The organism is Nostoc sp. (genome assembly GCF_036917275.1).
Lineage (GTDB): Bacteria > Cyanobacteriota > Cyanobacteriia > Cyanobacteriales > Nostocaceae > Nostoc.
Window position 1 is genome coordinate 1 of sequence record NZ_JBALDF010000062.1, and the last position, 25129, is coordinate 25129.

Annotated in this window: 28 protein-coding genes and 1 pseudogene; 16 read left to right on the top strand and 13 right to left on the bottom strand. The window is 39.8% G+C overall.

Features of this window, described 5'->3' with window-relative positions:
- Together V7K35_RS24870 and V7K35_RS24875 are read left to right on the top strand one after the other, a co-directional pair.
- A pseudogene (locus V7K35_RS24870) lies at positions 1-188 on the top strand (hypothetical protein); the annotation flags it as partial.
- A gap of 396 nt (positions 189-584) precedes the next feature.
- On the top strand, positions 585-1598 hold the full coding sequence (locus V7K35_RS24875) for a hypothetical protein (protein WP_335082591.1): 1014 nt from the start codon (positions 585-587) through the stop codon (positions 1596-1598).
- A 57-nt stretch (positions 1599-1655) separates the two neighbouring features.
- Here V7K35_RS24875 and V7K35_RS24880 read toward each other — a convergent pair whose 3' ends face one another.
- Positions 1656-1889 (bottom strand): antitoxin family protein, encoded by a 234-nt coding sequence (locus tag V7K35_RS24880; RefSeq protein ID WP_335082593.1) that lies wholly within the window; start codon positions 1887-1889, stop codon positions 1656-1658.
- A 182-nt stretch (positions 1890-2071) separates the two neighbouring features.
- Here V7K35_RS24880 and V7K35_RS24885 point away from each other — a divergent pair, with 182 nt between their 5' ends.
- Together V7K35_RS24885 and V7K35_RS24890 are read left to right on the top strand one after the other, a co-directional pair.
- On the top strand, positions 2072-2404 hold the full coding sequence (locus V7K35_RS24885; protein ID WP_298918554.1) for a DUF433 domain-containing protein: 333 nt from the start codon (positions 2072-2074) through the stop codon (positions 2402-2404).
- Positions 2401-2754, top strand: coding sequence for a DUF5615 family PIN-like protein (locus V7K35_RS24890; RefSeq protein ID WP_334811318.1), 354 nt, complete (start codon positions 2401-2403; stop codon positions 2752-2754). Before V7K35_RS24885 ends, V7K35_RS24890 begins: the two co-directional genes overlap by 4 nt.
- 91 nt (positions 2755-2845) lie before the next feature.
- Here V7K35_RS24890 and V7K35_RS24895 read toward each other — a convergent pair whose 3' ends face one another.
- The 4 genes from V7K35_RS24895 to V7K35_RS24910 form a co-directional block, all read right to left on the bottom strand.
- The gene (locus V7K35_RS24895) at positions 2846-4441 is read right to left on the bottom strand and encodes a nickel-dependent hydrogenase large subunit (RefSeq protein ID WP_335082595.1); all 1596 of its coding nucleotides are present in this window, start codon (positions 4439-4441) and stop codon (positions 2846-2848) included.
- A gap of 160 nt (positions 4442-4601) precedes the next feature.
- Complete coding sequence (locus V7K35_RS24900) at positions 4602-5564, bottom strand: hydrogenase small subunit (protein WP_335082597.1); 963 nt, start codon at positions 5562-5564, stop codon at positions 4602-4604.
- Positions 5565-6005: 441 nt separating this feature from the next.
- The gene (locus V7K35_RS24905; protein WP_335082599.1) at positions 6006-6191 is read right to left on the bottom strand and encodes a hypothetical protein; all 186 of its coding nucleotides are present in this window, start codon (positions 6189-6191) and stop codon (positions 6006-6008) included.
- Between the two features lie 20 nt (positions 6192-6211).
- The gene (locus tag V7K35_RS24910) at positions 6212-7003 is read right to left on the bottom strand and encodes an Rpn family recombination-promoting nuclease/putative transposase (RefSeq protein ID WP_335082601.1); all 792 of its coding nucleotides are present in this window, start codon (positions 7001-7003) and stop codon (positions 6212-6214) included.
- Between the two features lie 435 nt (positions 7004-7438).
- Between V7K35_RS24910 and V7K35_RS24915 the strand changes: the two genes are divergently transcribed.
- From V7K35_RS24915 to V7K35_RS24930, 4 genes are all read left to right on the top strand, one after another.
- Positions 7439-8407, top strand: a complete 969-nt coding sequence (locus V7K35_RS24915; protein ID WP_335082603.1) for a hypothetical protein — start codon at positions 7439-7441, stop codon at positions 8405-8407.
- Positions 8408-8479: 72 nt separating this feature from the next.
- Complete coding sequence (locus V7K35_RS24920; protein WP_335082605.1) at positions 8480-8746, top strand: hypothetical protein; 267 nt, start codon at positions 8480-8482, stop codon at positions 8744-8746.
- A gap of 8 nt (positions 8747-8754) precedes the next feature.
- Positions 8755-8979 (top strand): hypothetical protein, encoded by a 225-nt coding sequence (locus tag V7K35_RS24925; protein WP_335082607.1) that lies wholly within the window; start codon positions 8755-8757, stop codon positions 8977-8979.
- A 166-nt stretch (positions 8980-9145) separates the two neighbouring features.
- Entirely contained in the window at positions 9146-9991 is an 846-nt protein-coding gene (locus V7K35_RS24930; RefSeq protein WP_335082685.1) for a NifU family protein, read from the top strand.
- A gap of 69 nt (positions 9992-10060) precedes the next feature.
- On the opposite strand, the gene V7K35_RS24935 is transcribed toward V7K35_RS24930, so the two are convergent.
- Positions 10061-10354 (bottom strand): hypothetical protein, encoded by a 294-nt coding sequence (locus V7K35_RS24935; protein ID WP_335082609.1) that lies wholly within the window; start codon positions 10352-10354, stop codon positions 10061-10063.
- A 207-nt stretch (positions 10355-10561) separates the two neighbouring features.
- Between V7K35_RS24935 and V7K35_RS24940 the strand changes: the two genes are divergently transcribed.
- The 7 genes from V7K35_RS24940 to hypB all read left to right on the top strand — a co-directional run bounded on the left by V7K35_RS24940 (position 10562) and on the right by hypB (position 18121).
- Positions 10562-11779: a hypothetical protein gene (locus tag V7K35_RS24940; RefSeq protein ID WP_335082611.1), complete on the top strand. Its 1218-nt coding sequence runs from the start codon at positions 10562-10564 to the stop codon at positions 11777-11779.
- Positions 11769-14117 (top strand): carbamoyltransferase HypF, encoded by a 2349-nt coding sequence (gene hypF / locus V7K35_RS24945; RefSeq protein ID WP_335082613.1) that lies wholly within the window; start codon positions 11769-11771, stop codon positions 14115-14117. The genes V7K35_RS24940 and hypF overlap by 11 nt, the downstream gene beginning before the upstream one ends.
- Positions 14118-14163: 46 nt before the next feature.
- Positions 14164-14424 (top strand): HypC/HybG/HupF family hydrogenase formation chaperone, encoded by a 261-nt coding sequence (locus tag V7K35_RS24950; RefSeq protein WP_335082615.1) that lies wholly within the window; start codon positions 14164-14166, stop codon positions 14422-14424.
- 159 nt (positions 14425-14583) lie between these two features.
- The gene (gene hypD, locus V7K35_RS24955) at positions 14584-15768 is read left to right on the top strand and encodes a hydrogenase formation protein HypD (RefSeq protein WP_335082617.1); all 1185 of its coding nucleotides are present in this window, start codon (positions 14584-14586) and stop codon (positions 15766-15768) included.
- 72 nt (positions 15769-15840) lie between these two features.
- Positions 15841-16944 (top strand): hydrogenase expression/formation protein HypE, encoded by a 1104-nt coding sequence (gene hypE / locus V7K35_RS24960; protein WP_335082621.1) that lies wholly within the window; start codon positions 15841-15843, stop codon positions 16942-16944.
- A 20-nt stretch (positions 16945-16964) separates the two neighbouring features.
- Complete coding sequence (gene hypA, locus V7K35_RS24965; protein WP_335082623.1) at positions 16965-17306, top strand: hydrogenase maturation nickel metallochaperone HypA; 342 nt, start codon at positions 16965-16967, stop codon at positions 17304-17306.
- The gene (hypB, locus tag V7K35_RS24970; RefSeq protein WP_335082625.1) at positions 17297-18121 is read left to right on the top strand and encodes a hydrogenase nickel incorporation protein HypB; all 825 of its coding nucleotides are present in this window, start codon (positions 17297-17299) and stop codon (positions 18119-18121) included. Before hypA ends, hypB begins: the two co-directional genes overlap by 10 nt.
- A 218-nt stretch (positions 18122-18339) precedes the next feature.
- Here the strand turns inward: hypB and V7K35_RS24975 are convergent, their stop codons facing one another.
- The 7 genes from V7K35_RS24975 to V7K35_RS25005 form a co-directional block, all read right to left on the bottom strand.
- The gene (locus tag V7K35_RS24975; RefSeq protein ID WP_335082629.1) at positions 18340-19809 is read right to left on the bottom strand and encodes a Fic family protein; all 1470 of its coding nucleotides are present in this window, start codon (positions 19807-19809) and stop codon (positions 18340-18342) included.
- A 134-nt stretch (positions 19810-19943) separates the two neighbouring features.
- Entirely contained in the window at positions 19944-20318 is a 375-nt protein-coding gene (locus tag V7K35_RS24980; protein ID WP_335082631.1) for a hypothetical protein, read from the bottom strand.
- Positions 20308-21315, bottom strand: a complete 1008-nt coding sequence (locus V7K35_RS24985) for an LLM class flavin-dependent oxidoreductase (RefSeq protein WP_335082633.1) — start codon at positions 21313-21315, stop codon at positions 20308-20310. The genes V7K35_RS24980 and V7K35_RS24985 overlap by 11 nt, the downstream gene beginning before the upstream one ends.
- A gap of 21 nt (positions 21316-21336) precedes the next feature.
- Positions 21337-21699, bottom strand: a complete 363-nt coding sequence (locus V7K35_RS24990; RefSeq protein ID WP_335082635.1) for a hypothetical protein — start codon at positions 21697-21699, stop codon at positions 21337-21339.
- 318 nt (positions 21700-22017) lie between these two features.
- Complete coding sequence (locus V7K35_RS24995) at positions 22018-22329, bottom strand: hypothetical protein (RefSeq protein ID WP_334793021.1); 312 nt, start codon at positions 22327-22329, stop codon at positions 22018-22020.
- Between the two features lie 2 nt (positions 22330-22331).
- Positions 22332-22613 carry a hypothetical protein gene (locus V7K35_RS25000; RefSeq protein WP_335082637.1) on the bottom strand — a complete coding sequence of 94 codons (282 nt, stop codon included), beginning with the start codon at positions 22611-22613 and terminating at the stop codon, positions 22332-22334.
- A gap of 39 nt (positions 22614-22652) precedes the next feature.
- Complete coding sequence (locus tag V7K35_RS25005) at positions 22653-23075, bottom strand: hypothetical protein (protein WP_334793023.1); 423 nt, start codon at positions 23073-23075, stop codon at positions 22653-22655.
- Between the two features lie 1036 nt (positions 23076-24111).
- On the opposite strand from V7K35_RS25005, the gene cysK reads away from it, so the two are divergent.
- Positions 24112-25071, top strand: a complete 960-nt coding sequence (gene cysK, locus V7K35_RS25010; protein ID WP_335072506.1) for a cysteine synthase A — start codon at positions 24112-24114, stop codon at positions 25069-25071.
- The last annotated feature ends 58 nt before the right edge of the window (positions 25072-25129 follow it).

Below are 25129 nucleotides of genomic sequence, written 5' to 3' on the forward strand. Positions count from 1 at the left end.
CAAATGCGAACGCCGAAGTAACAAATGCGAACGCCGAAGTAACAAATGCGAACGCCGAAATAGCAAATGCGAACGCCGAAGTAACAAATGCGAACGCCGAAGTAACAAATGTAGTCGCCAAAGTAGCAAATGCGAACGCCGAAGTAGCAAATGTAGGCATACCAAGGTTTTCACCTTGCTGCATCTGAGCAGTACATCTACTTTTATGCGTGCTTCCAGGCTGAATGACGGAGTTTTAACCTCACCATGCAACCAAACTAAAGGTTTATCGTTTTCATCCATGCCGTTATTTATATCAGATCTGATATACAGGACTTACGCAAAGAATTGCTAAAAAGCTTAATCTATCGAACCGCCAAGACGCCAAGGACGCCAAAAATTCGTAGAGTGTGCGTAAGTCCTAATATATTTGTAGTTCTAACAACAGGCAAACAATATTGTGGAGCGGATGACCCGGCGACCTTTCTGTTCGTTTATTTTACAGATATCTGCCATTTGTAAGCTGTACCATTAGACTGTAATGTTGACATTGAAAAATTATAAAAGTTATAATTTTGACTCTATATACTGCAAAATTTACTGTCATGAATAATTCTCAAACCTATGAAAATTCAAGTATTGTTCCACAACAGACTGGAGCAAATACGTTCCTTGATGATTTCAAGTCTCTCTTTTATCAACTTAATGCAAAGCCTGATACAGAGATCCGTTTACTTCCAGGTAAAAAGACTTTGGAACTAGGGGATATCATAAATATTAATGAACAAATACGAGCTAAACTCAGGAATCATGATCTAACTGCAAGTATCGGCTCAATTAATTTCATTCTCTCAAATAAAAAAATTAAGGACTACTCTACTTGGGCTGAATTTGAAAGAGAGAATTGGAACACTATTAATGAAAGAATTCAAACGGTTACGATACACTGGGATTTTGTAATTAAATTACCGGGCTATCAAATTCCTCAAAGACATTCGATAAAGTTAAGGCTTGGTAATTATATTCCACCTAAAGATATGTTTCAGCTAATTCTTACAAGTGATAACATTCAGGAGTTAATAGAGGCGCGATCTTCTAGTATCTGTAAAGTTGATTTTGTCAATAATATTATTGCAATCGAATTATTGAATGTCGTGATCAATTGGTATGAGGGTTTGAGAGATTCTCCTGAATCTAGCTTTGTTCAGAGGTTTTTCAAAAAGCAAGGGAAGTTCTTGAGTGAGATTATTCGTTACGCATCGCCTATCGTGCTTTTAATAATTGTATGCCAATACTCAAATTACTTGTTTCCTATTTTAGGAATCAAAGAAGAAATCTCAGTTGAAACACTACAGAATCTTTTCATATTTTTGGCAGCAATTTTTCTAACTGGGTTATTTTCAGGATTTAAAATTGAAAATTTTATAGACAAACGAGTAAATAAATTTGAGGAATATCCAAGCTTTTCTATTACACGAGGAGATGAAAAAGCTATAGAGGAGTTTGAAAATAATAATAAAAAATTGACTAGACAAATTGTTGGCAGAATTACTTGGATAATATTCAGTATATTAGTTTCTTCATCTTTGAAATTCCTAATAGGTTACATGGTTTCTTGAGACAATAGTCTTTGATATTGTCAAACCTAACACTGCGGTACACTGTAGATAGCTGCACTATATATAAGAAGGATAAAGAATAGTGTCATGATCTCGACCAGAAAATTTATCATTGCTAACTTCTAAGGGTATGGCTGCAATTTGTGCCAGAATCTCTCTAGGAGTTTTGTTTTTAGGTTTAGCCTCAGTAGAAATTACAGTGACTTCAACACGAGTTCCTTCGGCTAAGGGAATCGGCTGTGATAGCCTGAGTACCCCTTGTTCATAAACAGCTTCTATAGTTATAGTCATAAACTTTTCCCTCATGCCCTAGCTACTTCTAATCATGGCATAATATCTCATGTGGTAAAAAACAGCTAATGACTAAAACCAGTTATGAAATCTTGCTTTAAGCAAATCTGTCACTAAAATATTGACATATTAATCTAGGCGCGATCGCCTAATATGTAGGCAAAGAGTCGCCACCATGCCCTATGACAGTAACACCAACCCTAACAAAGCAGTATATTGAACAACGAGGTGAAGGTTACTGGATCGTACAGACGCGCATTTCCCTCGATTCAGTTGTGTATGCTTTTTTAAATGGAGAATCCCCAGAAAGCATTGCTCATGACTTCCCTTTGCTCTCGCTGGAGAAGGTTTATGGAGCCATAGCCTTCTATCTTGCCAACCGAGAGTTAGTTGATGCGTACTTAAAGGAGGGTGAAGCAGAGTTTGAGAAACTGCAACAGTCCTGTAGAGACAAGAATCCGCTTCTGTATCAAAAGTTAAAAGCCGCTCAAACACAGAAGCAGAACAAGGTATGACATCAGTTCGATTTCAAGCAGATGCTGACCTTAAGCAAGCAATCGTAACTGGTGCAGTACGCAGACAACCAAATCTTGATTTTCAATCAGCCTATGCAGCAGGACTTGAAGGCAAGAAAGACTCAGAGGTATTGGCGATAGCAGCACAGAATAGCAGAGTTCTTATAACCCATGATCGTAAGACTATGCCTGCTGAATTTGGTCAGTTCATTATGTCACAAACTAGTTGTGGGGTTCTGGTTCTCTCTCAAAATCTCTCAATCAGTGAAGCCCTTGAAGCTGTCATCCTGGTTTGGGAAGTTTCTACTGCTGAAGAGTGGGTCAATCAAATAATGTCTATTCCATTCTGAGGAGCAACAGGAGAGTTCATAATATCTAACATGCTAAAAAACACAGCTAATGACTAACTGAAAAATAATTAGCCATTAGTTATAGCATCTTTTAAGCAGTCCGAAAACGCGCTAACTCTTCACCAGTTTTAGCATCATGGGCGTGAACTGTACACACTAAACAAGAATCAAACGATCGCGCCACATGACCAACTTCCACAGGATCGCTAGAATCGTAAATGGGTGTGCCAATTAAAGCTTCTTCAATGGGGCCGCGAATTCCTTCACCGTCACGAGGGCCAATATTCCATGTACCTGGGGCAATCACCTGGTAATTCTTAATCTTACCGCCCTCCACTTCTACCCAGTGAGACAAGGAACCGCGTGCTGCTTCTGTTGCACCCCAACCGCGACCATCTTTTTCTTTGGGTTTGATATACCAGGGGTCGTTTAATTTGAATTCGCGCAAACAGTGTTCGGCTTGCCGATATAACTTGACAATTTCGTGAAGTCGTGCAAGCTGACGCACATGGATACTAGCGCCACCCATCCGTTTGAAGACATCGAGGATAAAGCCGTCGTAGTGCTGCCAAGATTCGCCATGTTTACCACCTGCAACTAATTGCCGCGCTAAGGGGCCAACTTCCAAACGTCCGAAGTCTTTGTGTAGGACTGCACTCGACCAAGAGTAGGCGTTATCGAAATCTTTTGTATTATTCGCAGTGGGTTTAGTGGTGCGATCGCTTGGGTGAACGTCTTCTGTCCCTTCATCGTACCAGGAGTGAGTTGTATTCTCGCGGGTAAATGACTGATCCATTAAGGTGTGAGTGTGTGTGAAGCTGTCATACACTCCACTTTTCATGATCATCGCCGCATTTCGTCCTTCGATAGTCGGCTTTTGGTATTTATCTTCATGGGCTAAATATCCCCAAGTGACATATTTACCAACACCAGCACCATATCTATCTAGACCGATATCTAAACCCATGCGCCAATAAAAACCTAAGTCGGAATCTCGATGATTTCGGTTTTCATCCAGCCAATCCCTGAAGTCGTCATAAGTCTGGATTTGTTCGTAGCGTTCTAAAGAACAACCCAACCACACTGGTTCTAACCAATTGGTGCGGAAATATTCTAGAATCGCCCAAGCGCGGGTAATGTCTGTTAAAGTCGGGGCGCACATCACGCCACCGGGAACCATGTAGCTAGAATGCGGCCATTGTCCGCCTAATAGTGCATAAATTTCTACGGGTTTAGCGGAAATTGTTATGCCTAGTTCATAAGATTTGCCAGTGAAAGCAGCAAAGCGTCTAACAGCTTCCTCATAAAAGCGACTATTGCGGTATTTTCTATTTGTTAAATCAATGGCAAACAAACCATAAAAATAGCGGGGGATGCTTTGAATTGTCTCGACAATTTGACCGAGATTTCTCGCCAAAATTGCATTGCGAGGAACTTCTGTTTCCCAAGCTGTATCTAATGCCCAAGATGCACAAGTCAGGTGAGAACCGCCGCAAATACCGCAAATCCGAGGTGTAACAATTAATCCGGCTTGGGGGTCTTTACCGCGAAGGATAACTTCAAATCCGCGAAATAGTTCCGCGTGTGTCCAAGCGTTGACTACCCGTCCATTATCAATGTCAACTCGGACATCTAAATCGCCTTCAACTCTACCGACAGGCGAAATGTCTAATGATTGAATTGTCATTTGTCATTTGTCCTTAGTCATTAGTGTTTGGTCATTAGTCATTAGTCATTGGTCATTAGTTCTTTACAAATGACAAAGAGAGAAGTCTGAGCGGAGGCTTCCTCCGTTCCCCGAAGGGGTTGCCGCAGGCATCAGAACTTCGGAAACGACTGACTAATGACTAAACTGTGAAAAAGTCTTCTTCTGCCCAAGCTGGTGCAGCATCTTTGGCAATCATTGTGAGTAAAGCGTAGTCTTTTTTGTTCACCCCTGGCGGTAATTCTTTGGGAACTCCCATCACTGTTTGGGTTTTAAATACGGTTCCGGGTTTGAGGTCAAAGAACGGAAATTCTGGTTCGGTGCAACCTAAACAAGGCATTCCGGCGCGAGTTTTGGAAGAGACGCGGTTCCATAAGATGCGGTTGCAGGAAGAATGGGTCATGGGGCCGCGACAACCCAAGTCATAAAATAGGCATCCTTTACGCTGACCAAATTCGGCGGTTGATGCTTTGTAAGCAAAGTGGACGTTGCGGGTACAACCTGTTTGGGTATAACTGTTGAAGAAGGTTTGGGGACGATTTAGTTCATCTAAAGCAATGTCTGCTATGCGTCCAGTAGCGATCGCAACTAATATCTGCGTAATCCAGTCGGGATGGGAGGGACATCCAGGTATATTAATTACAGGTAATCCGGCTTGAGACAAGAAGTCTTTACCTAAAAAGCCGCCTTCTTGACGCTTGAGAAATTGCAAACCTTCCGACTCGGTGGGGTTTGGTGACATGGCGGGAATTCCTCCCCATGTGGCACAGTCGCCCACAGCTACGATAAAATGAGCAACTTTGGCGAGGTCTGCTAACCAATCTTTCATGGCGCGATCGGCAAACCGATTCCATTCGCCTGTGCCATTGGGGGCGTTAACAACACTCCCCTCAAATACCAAGATATCTAAGGGAATTGTGCCAGAAATGCAATCCCACAGCATTGTTTGCAAGTTGTTGCCTATTTCTAACCCCAAGGATGGATGCCAAAGTAAGTTGATGCCAAAGTCGGCAATTAAATCGCAGACTGTCGGTTCTTCGGCGTTGAGAAATGACATGGTGTTGCCTGAACAAGCACCACCCTGTAGCCATAGTACGTTAGTCATTAGCTAGGTGTTTTTCTATTGTTTAACATGCATGATGTAGGTGATAATGCTTGTAAAACCTCACCTGGTTATCAATATTTATTTTTCAATTCTAAGATATTTTTTGATTTAATTCATTTTCATTAAAAAAGAATTAATCATTAACAACAAGTTAAATTATCTCAAAATTATTTTCAAGGGCTATATTTGTTATATATGTGACACGTTTAATAAATGCAAAATAGTAAAAATAAAAACTACCTTTTTTTTAAGTTTTGACCTTAGCAAACTCAACGTGCTTAATTTATCCCGGTTAAAAGTCTGTGATTATTAATAATAATTACTATCAACTATTAATTGTGTGAAGTGGCGAGTATTTTAAGCCATCAGATTTTCATATAATAAATGATCCAAAAATAGGGGCACAAAACTTTGTGCCCCGTTAGCTATATATCAGTTGTTTTAGGATTTTGGTTGTGCAGATCGCCTAACAACTTGTTCCTCCAAACCTAACGCTTGAGCTATCTGCTCAATACTTAACCCCAGCGCTAATAACTGAGGTATCGTTTCTAACTTCCCTTCTTGTTTACCTTCTGCAAAAACATCTTGGTAAAATCTAGTTTGCTTTAATTCATTCGAGCCAAACATTTTCCCAATCTCTTCCTGTTTTAGGATTTTGGTTGTGCAGCTTGCCTAACAAGTTGTTCGTCCAAACCTAACACTTGAGCTATCTGCTGAATACTTAAACCATACCCTAATAACTGGGGTATGGTTTCTAACTTAGCTTCTAACTTACCTTCTTGTCTACCTTCTGCAAAAACATCTTGGTAAAATCTAGTTTGCTTTAACTCATTTGATCCAAACATTTTTCCTATCTCCTGCTGGCTCAATCGCGGCAACTTATAGATTAATATTGTCTCTATCAATTGTATAATTTCCCTAATAGTAGCAACATCTGGAATTTGCTGTCGGGCACTGTTGACTATTTCTATAGCTTTTATTGTCGCCGTTGATTCAGGTTCGATGATCAGTTTAATTGTCTCAATGCCGATTGATGATGCTGAATTAGAGCTTAATTCGTCAAGATAGACGCGAGTCACGCGTTGTGAGTTGAGTAATTCTGCATATCTTTCGGTATCTCCAGTATCAACGCTGCGGTTGGGAAAGATGACAACACCACGCCAATTGTTGGTTAATTCGGTTTTGTCAAGATAGTTAAAGATTTCAGTAAATAAACGTGAGTATAACTTTTTATCTGGTTGAAATTGCACTTCGGCAAAATAAATGGGCAATTCTACTGCATTTGGGAGAAAAACACCATCGATTCTAAACGCCAGTTGTTTAACTTCTACTGAAGAAAATTGGTAAGCACTAGCTAGTTGGGGCGGTTGGTTAATCAGTTCAAAGAAAGTGCTAGGGATACTCTGAAAGATCCGATAGAAGATGCTGTCTGTTTTCAAGGGAGCTTGTTTTACAGTTGATGAATGTATTTTACACTTCGACGATCCCGTGGCGAATATTTAAAGTACACTAAATATTATGTATGTCAATAATTCAATAAAAAATATTTAAATTGTATAAGATGATGATACAAAAAGTATTTAAAAAATATTAGGTGTTTAAAGCTGACATTAATATTAGCAATTTCCCCCTAGAATTTTAGAAATAGGGTGTTTTATATTTTAATGACTGGGAATTGGGTATTGGGTACTGGGAAAACTCTTCCCTAATCGCCAGTCCCTAATCCTAGCCTCAGACAAAAAAGGGGAATTCCGCCTAAAGGACTCGAAGCCTGCGTAAATCAGTATGGCCCGTGATTAGATGCGAAAGCGTGTCTTGATCATTCGTGGGCGTTGACAGACTCAATTCCCAATTGGCTAGAGTACGGCAGAGTTATGACCCCTAGCATTACAGATTCAGCGGTGAAGGCTGCGTTAGCAGCTGTTGCATCGGAGTCAGCCTCAACAGAGGAAAAAATCCAGATGCTAATCGAGATAGCACAGGGCTTTCAAAAAAAGCCCAAAGCTGCCCAAGACTTGCGAAATGCAGTTGGGTTATATTACCGGGCCTATGAGATGTGTGCTGAGGAATATCCTTTGCTGAAAGCCCGCGCCCAAGTGGGCATGGCAGGGACATTACAGGCAATACCGGATGCTGATTACCAACTGCTGCTGCAAGCGAAAGCAGGTTATGAAGAAGCGCTACCGATTTTACAACAATTAGCAACGCCAGAGGAAGTAGCAGAGACGCAGATGAATTTTGGGCTGGTGTTGCAGTCGCTTGTACCATTCAATTTGGCACGGATAACCGACAGCATCCAAGCTTATCACGAGGCTTTGCGGGTGTTTACTTGGGACGATTACCCCCAAGAATACGCGATTTTATATAACAATATTGCGATCGCTTACCTTTCTATGCCCTTAGCATCGGAACGGGAATACTTGCGTCAAGGGTTAGCAGTGCAATCATTTGAGGTGGCGCTGAAGCATATTAATTTGATTGACCATCCCAGAGAATATGCAATGTTGCAAAACAATTTAGGTAACGCTTTGCAATATTTAGTGAGTTCCCATCCTGTTGAGAATAATTTAAGGGCGATCGCAGCTTATGACGAAGCGCTAAAAGTGCGTAATCCCAAAGATACACCTTTAGAGTACGCTAACACAATTTCTAACAAAGCTAACGCCCTCTTCAACTTACCAGACGACCAGGATAAACCAGAAGCTGGTAATCCTAAAAATCTTTTGCAAGCGCGTATCTACTATCAAGACGCTTTAGAAATATTTACGAAATATCAACAAATGGAACAAGCAGAGGTAGTAACCCAAGCGCTACAAGATGTGGAAGCAGAAATGAAGGGTTAAGAATTATAATTTATGGATCTAATTTAATTCCTAACTCTTCACTCTTCACTTTAATCAAGAGGACAAAACAGCATGAGAGATATTTTTACCTATGCAAATGTGATAAATTTTCTCACAAGTTTAGCAGATGGTGATCTGAACATAGCAACAGAATTCGTGTGGGTAATCATAGCAACAGCCTTATCTATGGTCGGCGGTGCAATTGGTGGAATGCTGTTAGCTGGAAAAGATATAGGCTATCAGTTTTCAGCAATGCTTGGTGCATTATTTGCTCCTGCCGGTGCAATTCCTGCCATCATCTTAGGGCTTGCTTTATTAAACTTTTTGACAAATTATTAGGAGAAAATATGTTAGAGATAGGATGGTTTTCTGTCAAGTTATTTTTAAAAGGAAAGCTACTACGCGACCCAATATTTTTTATCAAGCAAACTACTATTGGTGTTGCTATAGGTTTCTTGCTACTAGTGTTACTCGCACAAGCCCCAATTCCTTTATACTTCCCAATAATATTATCTAGCTTAGTGACAGGCATGATTATGCCATTTCTCCTTAAGGATTTCAAAATGAAGTAAATTATCCTTTGTGAATAACTAATGCCTAAATAGATACGCGCAAATAATTAGAAAATGGTGAAAGGTATGTTACGGCTTGCGTAACGCACCGAAAACCTGAAATGGTACGTTACGCTAACGCGGTAACACACCCTACAGTTACTAAAGCCTAATGCCTAATCTACCAATGACTAACCTTGAAGAATTAGTTCAGGAAATTAACCGCTTTGAAGCAATTATATCCCAATGGGATGAAAGCCAACGGTGTGTAGCAGTAGGTTTAAAAAGAGCAATTGAAGCTTTGCATAAAGCTGCATTGACTAGTTTGATTAAAAGTCTAAAACAAGAATCAATGTCAGCTTTACGTCATGCTGTTACTGATGAAGTAGTGTATGCAGTGCTACTGTATCACGAACTAGTAAAACCACCAAAACTACCATTAGCACAACGTGTTGAGACAGCACTTGAAGAAGTTCGCCCAGGTTTAAAAAGCCATAATGGGGATGTAGAACTAGTAGCAATTAAGCCACCAGATACAATAGAAGTTAGATTAATCGGAACTTGCAGCAGTTGTCCGGCTTCTACTTTGACTTTATCTCAGGGAGTAGAACAGACAATCAAAAACCATTGTCCCGAAATTACCAAAGTAATTGCAGTCAATAATAACCCTACTGTTAATAACGCAAATTCTGGTTTAATCAGTCCTTTTTCTTCAAAGATAACTTCTGCTTGGATCAAAGTTGCGACTATTAATCAAGTTCCTGAATTTAGCGTGTTGGCAGTACAACTTGCTGGTAATTCACTAATTTTATATCGTCAAGGTGTTACGGTAAAATGTTACCGTAATGCTTGCACTCATTTAGGATCTCCCCTAGAAGAGGGTAAGGTTGAAAATAGTATTATTACCTGTCCTTCCCACGGATTCCAGTACAAGTTAGAGACAGGTGAATGCTTAACTGCACCTGAGATTTCGCTTCAATCGTATCCAGTAAACATTAAAGACGATAAGGTTTTTGTAAAACTGCAAAAATGATCACGCGAAGGTAATATCTCATCAAATATACTTGCTGATTAGGAAGTCAAGGCTACATTGCCTTTAAATTTAAGTATTTCGCGCATTCATTTGAGTGTTTTGTGCAAGTAAAAAGGCAGATTGCTTTCTCAATATACCTGAATTATTTCTCATTTGTGTAATTCGCTTATTCATTTCAGTGTTTTGAGAAAGCAAAATGGCTAAATGCTTTCTCAAAATGTCTAATTGCTTTCTCATTTCGGTAGATTCAGCAAGCAAAAAGGCATATTGCTTTCTCAAAATGCTTGATTGCTTTCTCATTTCAGTAGATTCAGCAAGCAAAATGGCTAAATGCTTTCTCAAAATGTCTGATTGTTTTCTCATTTCAGTACATCGCGCACTCATGACAAATATCGCTGTGTAGCAAAAGCCACTGGAGGTTAGCAAAAATTTTTTCAGATTGATTAATACGGAAGTTGATTAAAGATTTTAACTTAATTGAAAATAAAAACATATCCAAAATTGTTACTGTTGTTACATGCTATTCAACATTAATGTTTTTAAATAATTATCAGCGTCTATCTGCGGTTCATGGATATCCCAATCAAAATTAATCCCATATCACAATTACCGCTAGAAGCAACAGAAATTTCTCAATATTTACCTCTATCACCTCAAGGTGCAGAGGTAATTTTAGGTAACATTATTGAACCACAACAATTAGTGATACCTGTAGCACCCAGTCCCACAACAATGTTCGGGCCTCGTGCTGCTTGTTTGTTATCAGAAACTGGCCCCTTATGGGTATCAGATACGGGACATCATCGATTATTGGGATGGCAGAATTTACCCACGAGAGATAGTCAACCTGCTGATTGGGTAATTGGACAACCTGACTTTTATTATGAGGGACAAAATGCTAAAAGTTCACCAGGAAGGGCAACTCTAAGTGTACCAACTGGGATTTGTGCTTGCGACAAAGGATTAGCTGTAGCAGATGCTTGGAATCATCGGGTTCTGATTTGGAAAAACTTACCTGAAGATAACAATGTTCCGGCAGATTTGGTGTTAGGGCAAGTTAATTTTACTGATAATGAACCAAATCGAGGAAATCAAGCAGCATCAGCTAATACAATGCACTGGCCCTATGGTGTTTTCTATCATCAAGGACGGCTATTTATTGCTGACACTGGTAATCGAAGGGTATTAATTTGGCATCAGTTACCAACAGAAAATGGTCAACCTGCTGATTTAGTTTTGGGACAACCAGATATGATATCTCGCAATGAAAACGGCGGTGCTTCTGCAACCGCAGCGAGTATGCGTTGGTGTCACGATATCACCTTTTGGGGAGAAAATCTGGTTATCAGTGATGCAGGTAATCACCGGGTAATGATTTGGCAGGGAATACCAACAGAAAACAATACCCCTTGTGCAGTAGTTTTAGGGCAACAAAACTTTGATTTTGTGGAGATGAATCAAGGAGTTTATTATCCTAGTGCTAGTAGTTTGAGTATGCCTTATGGTGTGGGGATAACTGAGGATTGGTTAGTAGTTGCAGATACTGCTAATTCCCGTTTGTTAGGATGGAGAAAACCAGAATCAATTTTATCACTGCAAGGTGCAGTAGCAAATGGGTTGGCAGGACAAACAAGTTTTCAAAGTAAAGGTGAAAATCGTAATTTCGGATTACCTAAACGAGATAGCTTAAATTGGTGTTACGGAATAAAAATTTGTGGCAATACGGCGATAATAGCTGATTCTGGAAATAACCGAATATTGCTGTGGCAGTTTAACTATGCCGACTGAAGAAATTAGAGTTCGTGGCACTGTTCAAGGAGTAGGATTTCGCCCTACTGTATATCGTCTTGCTAAAGCCTGCGGTTTGCAAGGAGATGTTTGTAATGATGGTCAAGGTGTTTTAATTAGGGTATCTGGTAGTGAGGAAGCAATAACCAAATTTGTTGCCAGATTGCAAACAGAATGTCCACCGTTGGCAAAAATTAATCAACTAACAAGAATTATTTATGAACGTGAATTGAAATTTGATAATTTTGTGATTTCTACTAGTGTCAGTAATGCCATAAAAACAGAAATTACCCCTGATGCAGCCACTTGTCCGCAATGTCAACAAGAAATATTTGACCCCTTTAGCCGCTTTTATCGTTACCCCTTTACTAACTGCACTCATTGCGGCCCCCGCCTGAGTATTATTCGTGCCATTCCTTACGACAGATGCAATACCAGTATGTCTGCGTTTGCCATGTGTTCAGAATGTGCAAAGGAATACCACGATGTCGAAAACCGCCGTTTTCACGCCCAACCTGTAGCTTGTTATGCTTGTGGCCCCACAGCTTGGTTAGAACGCGCCGATGGTAAATCAGTTACTGCTTCCATGTTTTCCATGATGGATGATGTTGATGCCGTTTGTACCCTGTTGCAAAAGGGTGAGATTGTGGGAATTAAAGGGTTAGGTGGTATTCATCTGGCTTGCGATGCAACTCAGGAAACCGTTGTACAAAAACTGCGTCAGCGCAAAAGGCGCTATCACAAACCCTTCGCTTTAATGGCGCGAGATATTGAGATAATTGAACAATATTGTACTGTCAACGCCAAAGAAAAAGAATTATTGACAAGTCCTGCTGCACCAATTGTTTTACTACAAGCGACAGGGAAAAAAGTAGTAGCACCATCGATAGCATCGGGGCAGAATACCCTTGGTTTCATGCTACCTTATACGCCCTTACATCATTTAATTCTGCGGCGAATGAATCGCCCAATTGTTTTAACAAGTGGCAATCTTGCAGATGAACCACAATGTATTGATAATGACGAAGCAAGAGAAAAATTAGGGACAATCGCTGATTATTTTCTCTTTCACAATCGAGAGATTATTAATCGGGTAGATGATTCAGTTGTGAGAGTTATCGGCGATAAAACCCAAACAATTCGCCGTGCCAGAGGATATGCACCCGCACCTATTAGTCTACCACCAGGATTTCATGATGTACCGCAAATTTTAGCAATGGGTAGTGAGTTAAAAAATACCTTTTGCCTGTTGCGTGAAGGAGAAGCAATTCTCTCTCAACATATGGGAGATTTAGAAAATGCTGCAACTTTCAATGCTTACCAAGAGACTTTAAATTTATACTTAAATTTATTTGAACATCAACCAGAAGTAATTGCCATCGATAAACATCCTGAATATCTCTCAAGTAAACTTGGTAAAGAACTCGCAGATACAAATCAAATCAAAATTCATCAAATCCAACATCACCACGCGCATATCGCTGCTTGCATGGCTGAAAATGGTATTCCTCTAGATTCACCTCCGGTATTAGGTATCGCTTTAGATGGTTTAGGTTACGGTGATGATGGTACACTCTGGGGCGGAGAATTTCTTTTAGCTGATTACCGAAAGTTTCAGCGATTAGCAACATTTAAACCAGTAGTAATGATTAGTGGTGAACAAGCAATTTATCAGCCTTGGCGTAATACCTATGCTCAATTAATAACTGCTAACCTTTGGAATGATTGCCAACAAGAATATAGTGATTTAGAAATAGTAAAATTTTTAAATAAAAAACCACTAAAGCTACTCAATCAACTTATAGAGAAAGGGATTAACTCACCTCCAGCTTCCTCCGTGGGGCGGTTGTTCGATGCAGTGGCAGCGGCTATCGGTATTTATAGAGATGAATGTAGCTATGAAGGACAAGCTGCGATCGCAATGGAAGCTATAGTAGATGTTAGCAGCTTAAATAATCATAAAGAAACGCCAAAATATCCTTTCAATTTTATATTTTCAGATAGTATTTATTGTATAGACCCGCGCCCAATGTGGCAAGCCTTACTCAATGACTTAAAACAGCAGATTCCACAACTAGTTATAGCTGCAAAATTTCACAAAGGTTTAGCTAATGCGATTGTGGAAATGGTTAAGCATCTTTGTCAAAAAAATCTGATTAATCAGGTTGTCCTAACAGGAGGAGTATTTCAAAATTGTATATTGTTAGAGCAAGTTACCAAAGGATTACAAACCTTGGGAATAAAAGTACTCACTCATAGCTTAATTCCAGCTAATGACGGCGGATTATCTTTAGGGCAAGCAGTTATTGCAGCCGCACAATTAATCAGAAAATGCTGATTTAGAATAAAAACTTCTCTCACGCAAAGCCGCGAAGAAAATAAAAATGTGCTTAGGAATCCCCGGACAAATTATAGAAATAACCAACGTTAACCACAAATTAGCCATAGTTAACATTGGTGGTGTTAAGCGAGAAGTAAATATTGCTTGTATCGTAGATGAACAACATCCCCCCGAAGCTTGTATTGGGGATTGGGTACTAGTACATGTTGGCTTTGCCATGAATCGAATTAACGAACAAGAAGCAGCAGAAACATTACAACTCTTCCAAGAATTAGCAGCAGCACAAATAGAGATTAGTACTTAACTTAACGAACCACAGAGGCGCAGAGAAGCCAGTGCGTTGGGCGGGTTCCCCGACTTGTTCGCGCAGCGTCTCCCTTAGGAGAAGCAACTGGCGCGGCACAGAGAAAAGAAATACTTAACTGTGCTGTATTGACGTAAAATTTACTATTCCCTAATCCTTATGAAATATGTTGACGAATTCCGCGAACCTGAAAAAGCTGAAGCCATCCACCGCGAAATCGCCAAATTATGCAATCGGCTAGAAAAACCTATCAAAATCATGGAAGTATGCGGCGGACATACCCACTCCATATTTAAATATGGTATCGAAGAAATTTTACCCCAAGCCATTGAACTAATTCATGGGCCTGGTTGTCCAGTATGCGTAATGCCAAAAGGGAGATTAGATGATGCGATCGCAATCTCTCAAAATCATAACGTCATCTTTGCTACTTTTGGCGACGCGATGCGAGTTCCTGGTTCCAATACCAGTTTACTGCAAGCTAGGGCACAAGGCGCAGACATCCGTATGGTGTACTCTCCCCTAGACAGCCTGCAAATTGCCAGAGATAACCCCGACAAGGAAGTAGTCTTCTTCGCCTTAGGCTTTGAAACCACAGCCCCCAGCACCGCCTTCACCATTCTCCAAGCAGCAGCCGAAAAAATTTATAACTTTAGTATGTTTTCCAATCACGTCCTCGTGGTTCCCGCCCTGAAAGCACTATTAGATAATCCCGACTTACAACTAGATGGATTTGTTGGCCCTGGTCATGTCAGCATGGTAATTGGCACTGACCCATATCAATTTATTTCCCAACAATATAATAAGCCAATAGTCGTCTCAGGATTTGAACCCTTAGATATTCTTCAATCGATTTGGATGCTATTACAACAGCTAGTAGAAAATCGTTGTGAAGTCGAAAACCAATATAACCGAATTGTCCAAAAAAGCGGGAATATAGTAGCGCTACAAGCCATAAATAAAGTTTTCGCCATACGAAATAGTTTTGATTGGCGTGGCTTAGGTGATATTCCCTATTCAGGATTACAAATTAAACCTGAATATGCCCAATTTGATGCCGAACTTAAATTTACCATTCCTAACCTCAAAGTAGCCGACCATAAAGCTTGTAAATGTGGAGAAATCCTTAAAGGAGTCTTAAAACCTTGGGAGTGCAAAGTATTCGGTACAGCTTGCACACCAGAAACACCAATCGGTACTTGTATGGTATCTTCCGAAGGCGCTTGTGCAGCCTATTACAAATATGGACGACTCTCCACCATTGCCAAAAGAACAATCGCCCAAAAACCAAAACTAACTATAACTCAAGAACCTCTCCCCGCCTGTGGCTTCTCCTCAGACTAATACTACAAATACTCTGCGTACCTTTGCGCTTCCCTCTGCGTACCTTTGCGTTAAAAAAAAGTTAATTTTAATATGGATTTATCCTCCAAGAATCAAGTACAAAATCCTCTATTCCAAAAAATAGAACAAGTCCGCCGTCGCCAAAGAAAAGTGCAAGACACTCATATAACTCTCGCACACGGCAGTGGTGGGAAAGCCATGCGTGATTTAATTGATGATATCTTTGTTAGCAGTTTTGATAACCCGATTCTTTCGCAATTACAAGACCAAGCTAGCTTCAACTTAGCCCCTCTCATACAACAAGGAGACAGACTCGCATTTACTACAGACTCTTATGTTGTAGACCCGTTATTTTTTCCCGGTAGTGATATAGGAGAATTAGCTATAAACGGCACAGTTAATGATTTAGCTGTCAGCGGTGCTAAACCTTTATATTTAACTTGTAGCGTAATTTTAGAAGAAGGATTACCTGTAGAAACTTTGCGGCGTGTCGCAGCCAGCATGAAAGCAGCCGCAAAAGAAGCTGGTGTTCAAATTGTTACTGGTGACACAAAAGTTGTACATCGTGGTGCTGCCGATAAACTCTTTATTAATACTGCCGGTATTGGTATCATCCCGCGAGGAATTAGTATTTCTGCCCAAAATATTAAACCTGGAGATGCAATAATAATTAATGGTGAAATAGGCAATCATGGGACAGCAATTTTAATTGCTCGTGGGGAATTAGCCTTAGACACTAATATTGAAAGTGATTGTCAGCCATTGCATAGTTTAGTAGAAACTATTCTCCATGTATGTCCTCAAGTTCATGCTATGCGAGATGCTACACGCGGTGGTTTAGCTACAGTATTAAATGAATTTGCCCTCAGTTCTGATGTGGGAATTCGTCTCTTTGAAGAATCTATTCCAGTAAGGGAAGAAGTCAACGGAGTTTGCGAAATTCTCGGTTTAGACCCGTTGTATTTAGCTAATGAAGGTAAGCTAGTTGTGGTAGTAGCAGCTAAATATACAAAAACTGTTTTATCTGCTATGAAATCTCATCCTGCGGGAAAAGATGCTTGTATTATTGGCGAAGTTATTCCTTCACCCCCAGGTATTGTATTGTTAAAAACAGTTTTTGGTGCTGAAAGGATTGTTGATATGTTGGTAGGCGACCAATTGCCACGAATTTGTTAATTTTTAATAGATTTTATCGTATGCACGAACTTGGAATTACTCAAAATATTGTCGCAATTGTGACTGAACACGCCAAAGGTGCAAAAGTGCAGCGAGTTTTATTAGAAATTGGCAAACTTTCAGCCATTATGCCCGACGCTATCCGATTTTGTTTTGATATTTGCACTCAAGGCACAGTTTTAGCAGGGGCGACGTTAGAAATTTTAGAAATTCCTGGCTTAGGGCGATGTCGCCAATGTGGTGCAGAAATTGCTTTAGATAAACCATTTGGTATTTGTAACTGTGGAAGCGTGCAATTAGATTTAATTAATGGTGAAGAACTAAAAATTAAAGAAATAGAAATAGAGGAATTATGTGTGTAACTTGCGGTTGTTCTGATGATAGCGAAACTAAAATTACTAATCTGGAAACAGGTGAAGCTGAACATAATCACCATCATCATACTCACACTCTACCAGATGGGACTATCATCACTCATTCCCACAGTCATGACACTCATATAGAAGCACCTCAAATTCATGCTAAAATACACAACACAACGATATCTTTAGAACAGGATATTTTAGCAAAAAATAATCTGCTAGCAGCCCAAAATCGCGGATGGTTTAAAGGTCGAAATATTCTTGCATTAAATTTAATGAGTTCTCCCGGTGCAGGTAAAACAACTCTTTTGACACGAACTATCAATGATTTAAAGCATCAATTATCTATCAGTGTTATTGAAGGCGACCAAGAAACGGCTAATGATGCCAAAAAAATTAAAGAAACAGGCTCTAAAGTCATCCAAATAAACACCGGAACAGGCTGTCATTTAGATGCATCAATGATAGACAGGGGTTTACAACAACTGAATCCGCCACTAAATTCAGTTGTGATGATTGAAAATGTGGGAAATTTGGTTTGTCCAGCCTTATTTGATTTGGGAGAAAATGCAAAAGTCGTTATTCTATCTGTCACGGAAGGAGAAGATAAGCCGCTAAAATATCCGCATATGTTCCGTGCTAGTGACATCATGATTCTCACTAAAATTGATTTGCTACCTTATGTAGATTTTGATGTTCAAAAGTGCATAGAATATGCTAAACAAGTAAATCCTAAAATTCAGATTTTTCAGGTTTCTGCAACTACTGGTGTAGGGTTGGATAATTGGTATGCGTGGCTAACTATATCGTTATAACAAAAGCTCTGCGCTTCCCTTTGCTACCTGGAGCGTTTAAACTAAAACCTATAATTCGTCTTTGCGAGTGCAACGAAGCGAAGCAAGCGCAATGTTTTGGAGATTGCTTCACTTCGTTTAAACAGAAATGGCACAGCTAGCCGTTGATGAACTGAAAAAAATTCCTGAAGTCAACGCATTATTTACAGAATGCTGACTCTCGCTGTTGGTATTGAGCATTAGAGGCTACTATTCCAGTATTCAAGTCCTGTAATAGTAGCTTCTTCTAACCACTCATTAAAACGGTTTACCAAGTTATCTTCTTCATCTGCATAGGAAAATTGAAATGGTGACTCAGTTAATGGTTGAATATCACTAATATTGCGATCGCCTTCTTCTGTCTCATCCCTGTGATAAGCACATACAGAACATACCAATAAACCTAAATATTCCCGCCCCAAAACATGAAATGACAACAATATCACTGTCGGTATTTTTTCTACTATAATAACCAATTGCACCCAACTGTGATAGCTTTGGAGATTAGCGAAGTAACCTTGCTGTTTTGCTGTCTCCACAATTTGATAACGATGATAATATGAACGCTCGTCCCCGGCTGAAGCTGATACTGTAAAAACTTGAGGATCTTCTACTAAATTTTGTACAGATAGCTTGATTTCTTCAGAAAGATTTTGCAACTGATTGGATGCTATGTTAAACAAATTTTCGGCAAATCTCTCAGCTTTTTGACATCGTTCTGGAATGGACGATAACTGACGCTGTTTAAGTTTATCAGTAATAGATGCAAGGATAGTACGAGTCTGCCTTGTTTCTGACAGAATTTGTTCTGACAAGCCCAGACTGCGGATAAATGACTGTTTCTGACTTTTAGCAAACAAGTGAATCAAACCAGAAAGTTCGCCTTGATCTGCTTGTTCTAAAGATGCAATATAAGCTGAACGATCATCACGAGTAAGTACAAGAGGAAACCATCTAGCCTGTATAAAAACTAGGCTAGCAAGACAGCGAGCAACCCGCCCATTTCCATCTTGAAATGGATGAATTTGAGTAAATCGATGGTGTAGCCATGCAGCTTCAACTTCTGGCGCAACTTTGTTTTCTTGATGCTGATGATGCCATTGAATAAGATTATCCATCTCAGATGCTACCTGTTCTGGTGGACAGTACTCATCAATGGAACCATCTGTTCTCAATGGATTATTAGGCCACTTCTTCCAATCACCTCGAATTAGAAAAACACTAGTAATTTTTCCTGTGGATTGATCTAACCCTTCGGTATGAGTCTGATTTTTGGTAAGCAACTGATGCAGTTCTCTAACATAAAACGGCGTTAGAGAACGTTGACCACCTACAAAATCAAATAATCCCTCAATAGCCATTTCTTGATCTTGAATCAAAGCTACAACTTGCTTAATAGGTCTGTCTGTAAGTCCATGTGGGATTAGTGCCTCATTTATACCCTGCTCAATAAGTAATTGGGTAATACCTCGGTCAATTGTATACAGTCGCTCTATAATTCCGGTTTCAATTGCTATTTCCCGGCGCATCTTTTCCATAAAAATCTTGAATGCACCAGAGTTCCGAAGGCGGTCAGCTTGTTCATTCCAGACAGTAACTAATGGTGGTAGCTCTGAGCTAGCCAATTTTTGCCAATCTTGCGGTAAATTATCTATAGGTTGCCAGCGCATACACTCTGAGTTATCTGAAATAACAATAAAACAAGGATTATATTGTAACTTTTATAAAATTGCAACACCCTGCACTTTAGGAGTACAGGGTGTAAGACAGCTATATTTTGTGTGATTCCCAGTTTCTATTTCCCTCAAAGCCAATCTCGATAAGCTGATATTTCATTTACGCTGATTTCAAATGGCATCCCCTTACCAAATGGCGGATAAACGCGAATTTTACCATTGCTAGCAAACCGCTCTAATCTATTACCCAACTGGGCAATATTGCTGACTATATGCCAGTAAGATAATATGTCAGGGCAGTCAATAATTAATGTTAGGATGCTAGCATTTGTTGTGAGATACCACTGACAATTAGATAACAGGACTCGCGTAATGCGATCGCAAGCTTGATAAAAGCATCTACCAGTAGATTGCTCTAGCTCCATCTGCAACATTCCATCCTGTTTTGTTACCTCAGATGGAGGTAAATCATCGGGAGGAAGCAGGTATAGTTTAGAAGACATAATTTCGCACCTCTTGGTTGTAGCGCGTCAAACTCTCTAGGTTTTTTTGCAGATCCGAAGACGAGGGTTTGAGTGCTAGCGTACCTAAATCTAATTCGTCCTGAAATTTCTTGATTTTGTCTCGACAAGTCTCCACATCACCGATAATTGAGTTCTCAATCAAATAATCTTCGTCGAAACAAATGTTTGTGCGATCAAATGGTTTTTGGTTGGGATTCGCACTATTCTGCAATAATTGAGCCGAATTAGCTTTCATTTTCTGGCTAAATTGGCGGATGAAAGGTAACGCTTCACTCACTGCTTCATCAAATGTTTTGCCAACATAAAAAAAGCGTGCCAACACGAAGTTTTCCGCACCACTAGAATTTAAGGCTCGATATTTAGTAACAGTATCCTTCAATCTCTCCAGAGAAAACGGTGGCCCACCCATCAAGCTGAAGGAATGTTTAGCGGCAAACTCGATACCGTCATCCCCGCCAGTGGCAACATACACTGGTATTTGACTCTGCAATGGTTTTGGGTAAATTGTCAGGCGATCGCATTGAAAATACTCGCCATTAAATGATACATCAGTTTCATATAACAGCTTGTGAATCAATGCGATCGCTTCTAGCATCTTAGGACGGGATTCACTTGGGAGTGTCGCAAAATGCTTGTTTTGTTGGGGGAAGGGGCCGCCTTTGGCAACTCCAAATAATAATCGTCCATTGCAGAGGTTATCCAGAGTGGCGATATCTTCTGCTACTCTAATCGGGTTATGAAATGGCAGTAACACCGCCGCAGTGCCTAATTGGATGGTTGAAGTCAATCCTGCTAGGTGTGCCATTAAAACCAACATCGACGGGCTGAGATTGGATTCACTAAAATGGTGCTCACTCACCCAGGCTTCCTCAAAACCTAAGCTTTCTGCCTGTTTTATCAGCGCGACTTGCTCAAAGATGGCACGACGAGCATCTTGGTGATAATTATCGTAATTGCAGAAAATTCCAGTTTTCATTACTTGTTTGTGATTGCTATTTTAGGTGGCAACCCACTGCAACTCCAACCATAGGCGTGGGTTATTTTGTTTGAGCTTCGACATCGGATCGCGCAACAATCGCTTGGCATTCATGCAGACTACCTGCATTAGACCCATGTTGTTTGCTACTTCTCTGAGTATTTCTTTTTGAGCTTGCACACAGGAAATCATTTCGTTAGAGCAATAAATTCCTATATATTGCAAACGTCTGGCAGGTCGTCCCCAAAAACAGGTGATGACTTTCACATAACACCCATCCAGCAATTCCCCAACTTGCGGGTAGTAATGGTTGACGACTCTTGTGAATTCTTTGGCTAAGATATCTTCAGCAATCATTGGAACTGATATTTCTGTAGCGTCCATCACGCTATTTAATATAACATAATTTACCAACTAAATATGACAAAATAGCTTATACAATTTGAATAAAATATTAAATATTCAATATTGAATTATACAAATATGAGGTACACCTTGTTTGGGTTTACCTCATATTTATATCAAGCACTTTTATTAGATGTTAAATATAAAAGTATTGGGGTTAAGGCATAAAACAGCTATCCTGAAATTACACAATTCCCAAACACAAATTACATTCAATTTAAATTATGAATTCAAGCAAAGTGCATTTAAATAGCACACTTAAATTTTGAATTCCTAATATTTAGTTATTAAGTCTTGTTATCGAGTATTCCGTTCACAAACTAAGACCTCTGCTACAATATCTGGCACATTTTTGACGTCTGTGAATCCTTCCGAACCACCGATAGGTGATATAAATGTATAGTTTGGATCACATACTCCATTGTCATATACTTGAAGAAACCATCTATCTGGAAATCCTTGTACACCTAGTTCCACAGTGTACCAACTTTCGCCAATCAGACGAGAGTTAAAGATTGTGAACCACTCCCTATTCTCTTCTGAAATGTTCCAATCTGCCATGAGCAGTTCTAAAGCTATTTGTCCCGCATCCGTTGAAGTCAACAGCATTTTTACTCCTTATTCGCAGCTTCAGGATTTGCAACTTCAGTATTGGGAACTTCCGGGTATAAACCGAGTTCTTTAGCTAGCTCACGCCCTACAAAAAATAAAAATTGTGCACCATCTTGATTACCTTCATGGGCAAACATAGTTGCTACTTGTAACATTGTTTGCACTAAGCCAGAATCAATCAATTCTGGGTGAGATTGTAAAAGTTCTGGTTCCTGACCATTAGGGCATTTAAGTAACTCATCAATCAGATTAAAATACAGTTGTTCGCGTTGTTCTGTCATGGTTTTTTTGTTGATTTGAGTGAGTAAATTGCGAATTGGTTACTGTTCAATACTTTGCTGCCACAGTCTTTCCAACATTTCAACTTGTTCTTTTAAAACAGCCGCACGATGAACAAGATATCTGTCGTAAAAGAGAATCCCAAACCCAATACAAATAGGGGTTAACAAGAAGAACCATTGTAGAATAGTGGCAAATTTATATTGTTCAGCAACAGTCAGCATTTGATGAACCACATTACGGTCAGAGGATTGGATGCTAGTCTGAGGGGAATGTGTACCTTCTGTCTGGGGAGCCAAGGTGGGAGCATCTGTACTAGTCTTGTTAACTTCGCAGGCTAAATTCTGGAATTTTACTAACTCCAGATGTCGCTCCCAAACTATACCAAATACTACTAGTTCTGGAGAAAGCACTGCTAAGGTAACTACGCAAACTATAAGAACATTTAAAAGTTTGGCTTTCATCTTGGCTCTCCCTTGCTAGGTAGTATGCACCCAGTAAGAAAATATCTTTTGCTGTTTATCCAAAGTAGCTATATATTTCTACCTCTCAAACAGTTTTGATATTAAAATATATGTAGTAGGTAATTTTCACAATCATTAGTGGTCAGTTATTTTTCTAATTACCACTGATCACTGACTACTGATCACTCAAAAGTTACCAACCTTTTCACAAAATGTAGGATTATTTAGTCATAAATAACGCACTCAGATTCAAATAATCTGGTTTCATCCTACTCTCAAAAGAGAGATTAAGAAGTCCCCCCTAGTTCACTAAGCTTTCGCTCAGGAATGTTGGGGGGTAGAGGGGAATCTCTGCGTAAATCCTATACGATTTATATCAGCCGCTCTCTACAAAACAGTTTACTCTAGCCCCGTTAAGATTATTAAATTTATTAGAATAGTACTCAAAGCTTGTAATTCCCATCTGATAAGTCTTACAAAAATTTATTGGGGTATGGGTACTAGTGTTTTTAGGACGGGGTTCTAGTATTTACAAAGTGGGGTTCTGGTATTTCTGTACTCAACCTAAAAGCAATGTAAGCAACGGGTAAGGACTGTTTTTGATGCAATTTTGAGCCAACTAAACCTGCACTCAAAATCAAATATCATTGTCTCTTGATAAAGATAGACTAATAAATTCAGAAAAGCAATTAAATGTTGTGAAAGTAAATTATATTTCTGTAATAAATAGAAAATCTTGAAAAAAATGGTAAAAGTTATGCATATATACAGAATGACAGAAATTGAATCTCAGCCTAAGAGGCAATAGTTAGTAATTCTAAATGGTAAAATAGAAGTATGGCTTGCTAGACCTCTGGTGAAGTGAGAATGAATGGGATATCTGATAAAAGTTCTTCCTAAACTTTCAGATTTTGTGGTTGAGTTAGAATATATAGTATATGCACTCATGCACACTAAACTAAAAATTAAATACACAAAAGCTTATTGTTATAAGTAAATACTCTGTACTTGAATTTAGGATTTTAGGAGTTAAATAATGCGAATTGCTCAAGATGTGACAGAACTTATCGGACGAACTCCTTTAGTTCAATTGAACAAAATTCCTCAAGCTGAGGGAGTAGTAGCAAGGATAGTTGTCAAATTAGAAGGGATGAACCCAGCGGCTTCGGTGAAAGACCGCATTGGGTTAAGTATGGTACTCTCAGCAGAAGCAGCCGGCTCAATTTTCCCTGGAAAAACCATTTTAGTAGAGCCTACCTCAGGTAATACAGGAATTGCTCTAGCGATGGTAGCAGCGGCGCGTGGCTACCGTTTAATTTTGACAATGCCAGAGACGATGAGCCAAGAACGACGAGCTATGCTCAGAGCTTATGGTGCGTCTTTAGAATTGACACCAGGTGCTGAGGGGATGCGGGGGGCTATTCGCAAAGCCGAAGAAATTGTGGCTAATACTCCCAATGCTTTTATGCTGCAACAGTTCCGCAACCCTGCTAATCCCAAAGTTCACCAAGAAACCACCGCAGAAGAAATTTGGGCAGATACAGACGGGGAAGTGGATATCGTCATTGCTGGGGTAGGTACTGGTGGGACGATTACTGGAATTGCAGAAGTAATCAAACAGCGTAAGCAGACTTTTCAGGCGATCGCAATTGAACCCAGCAACAGCCCAGTTCTCTCCGGTGGTGAAGCGGGGCCACATAAAATTCAAGGTATTGGTGCCGGATTTATCCCCGATGTTCTCCGTCTAGAATTGGTTGATGAAGTAATAAGAGTCAGCGATGAACAAGCGATCGCCTATGGGCGACGTTTAGCAAAAGAAGAAGGCTTATTGTCTGGGATATCCTCTGGTGCAGCTTTGTGCGCCGCAATTCAAGTCGGTAAACGTCCAGAAAACGCCGGACGTTTAATCGTGATGATTCAGCCTTCCTTTGGCGAACGTTATCTCAGCACACCTATGTTTCAAGATTTGTCCTTAGAAACTGCTAGCGTCCGCTAAGGAAACTTGAACAGATCCAACAAGTTAGGAGCCAGAATTCACGAGTCTTCTGGCTCCT

What these genes read in the sequence shown, in the direction of transcription:
- V7K35_RS24990 (WP_335082635.1), bottom strand. Translation starts at nt 21,699, where the DNA reads ATGGACGCTACAGAAATATCAGTTCCAATGATTGCTGAAGATATCTTA.
- V7K35_RS24880 (WP_335082593.1), bottom strand. Translation starts at nt 1,889, where the DNA reads ATGACTATAACTATAGAAGCTGTTTATGAACAAGGGGTACTCAGGCTA.
- V7K35_RS24995 (WP_334793021.1), bottom strand. Translation starts at nt 22,329, where the DNA reads ATGCTGTTGACTTCAACGGATGCGGGACAAATAGCTTTAGAACTGCTC.
- V7K35_RS24890 (WP_334811318.1), top strand. Translation starts at nt 2,401, where the DNA reads ATGACATCAGTTCGATTTCAAGCAGATGCTGACCTTAAGCAAGCAATC.
- V7K35_RS24935 (WP_335082609.1), bottom strand. Translation starts at nt 10,354, where the DNA reads ATGAGAAAACAATCAGACATTTTGAGAAAGCATTTAGCCATTTTGCTT.
- V7K35_RS24940 (WP_335082611.1), top strand. Translation starts at nt 10,562, where the DNA reads ATGGATATCCCAATCAAAATTAATCCCATATCACAATTACCGCTAGAA.
- V7K35_RS24900 (WP_335082597.1), bottom strand. Translation starts at nt 5,564, where the DNA reads ATGACTAACGTACTATGGCTACAGGGTGGTGCTTGTTCAGGCAACACC.
- V7K35_RS24930 (WP_335082685.1), top strand. Translation starts at nt 9,146, where the DNA reads ATGACTAACCTTGAAGAATTAGTTCAGGAAATTAACCGCTTTGAAGCA.
- V7K35_RS24925 (WP_335082607.1), top strand. Translation starts at nt 8,755, where the DNA reads ATGTTAGAGATAGGATGGTTTTCTGTCAAGTTATTTTTAAAAGGAAAG.
- V7K35_RS25005 (WP_334793023.1), bottom strand. Translation starts at nt 23,075, where the DNA reads ATGAAAGCCAAACTTTTAAATGTTCTTATAGTTTGCGTAGTTACCTTA.
- V7K35_RS24895 (WP_335082595.1), bottom strand. Translation starts at nt 4,441, where the DNA reads ATGACAATTCAATCATTAGACATTTCGCCTGTCGGTAGAGTTGAAGGC.
- V7K35_RS24985 (WP_335082633.1), bottom strand. Translation starts at nt 21,315, where the DNA reads ATGAAAACTGGAATTTTCTGCAATTACGATAATTATCACCAAGATGCT.
- V7K35_RS25000 (WP_335082637.1), bottom strand. Translation starts at nt 22,613, where the DNA reads ATGACAGAACAACGCGAACAACTGTATTTTAATCTGATTGATGAGTTA.
- hypA (WP_335082623.1), top strand. Translation starts at nt 16,965, where the DNA reads ATGCACGAACTTGGAATTACTCAAAATATTGTCGCAATTGTGACTGAA.
- hypE (WP_335082621.1), top strand. Translation starts at nt 15,841, where the DNA reads ATGGATTTATCCTCCAAGAATCAAGTACAAAATCCTCTATTCCAAAAA.
- V7K35_RS24980 (WP_335082631.1), bottom strand. Translation starts at nt 20,318, where the DNA reads ATGTCTTCTAAACTATACCTGCTTCCTCCCGATGATTTACCTCCATCT.
- hypD (WP_335082617.1), top strand. Translation starts at nt 14,584, where the DNA reads ATGAAATATGTTGACGAATTCCGCGAACCTGAAAAAGCTGAAGCCATC.
- V7K35_RS24905 (WP_335082599.1), bottom strand. Translation starts at nt 6,191, where the DNA reads ATGTTTGGCTCGAATGAATTAAAGCAAACTAGATTTTACCAAGATGTT.
- hypF (WP_335082613.1), top strand. Translation starts at nt 11,769, where the DNA reads ATGCCGACTGAAGAAATTAGAGTTCGTGGCACTGTTCAAGGAGTAGGA.
- V7K35_RS24915 (WP_335082603.1), top strand. Translation starts at nt 7,439, where the DNA reads ATGACCCCTAGCATTACAGATTCAGCGGTGAAGGCTGCGTTAGCAGCT.
- V7K35_RS24920 (WP_335082605.1), top strand. Translation starts at nt 8,480, where the DNA reads ATGAGAGATATTTTTACCTATGCAAATGTGATAAATTTTCTCACAAGT.
- V7K35_RS24885 (WP_298918554.1), top strand. Translation starts at nt 2,072, where the DNA reads ATGACAGTAACACCAACCCTAACAAAGCAGTATATTGAACAACGAGGT.
- V7K35_RS24875 (WP_335082591.1), top strand. Translation starts at nt 585, where the DNA reads ATGAATAATTCTCAAACCTATGAAAATTCAAGTATTGTTCCACAACAG.
- V7K35_RS24950 (WP_335082615.1), top strand. Translation starts at nt 14,164, where the DNA reads ATGTGCTTAGGAATCCCCGGACAAATTATAGAAATAACCAACGTTAAC.
- hypB (WP_335082625.1), top strand. Translation starts at nt 17,297, where the DNA reads ATGTGTGTAACTTGCGGTTGTTCTGATGATAGCGAAACTAAAATTACT.
- V7K35_RS24975 (WP_335082629.1), bottom strand. Translation starts at nt 19,809, where the DNA reads ATGCGCTGGCAACCTATAGATAATTTACCGCAAGATTGGCAAAAATTG.
- cysK (WP_335072506.1), top strand. Translation starts at nt 24,112, where the DNA reads ATGCGAATTGCTCAAGATGTGACAGAACTTATCGGACGAACTCCTTTA.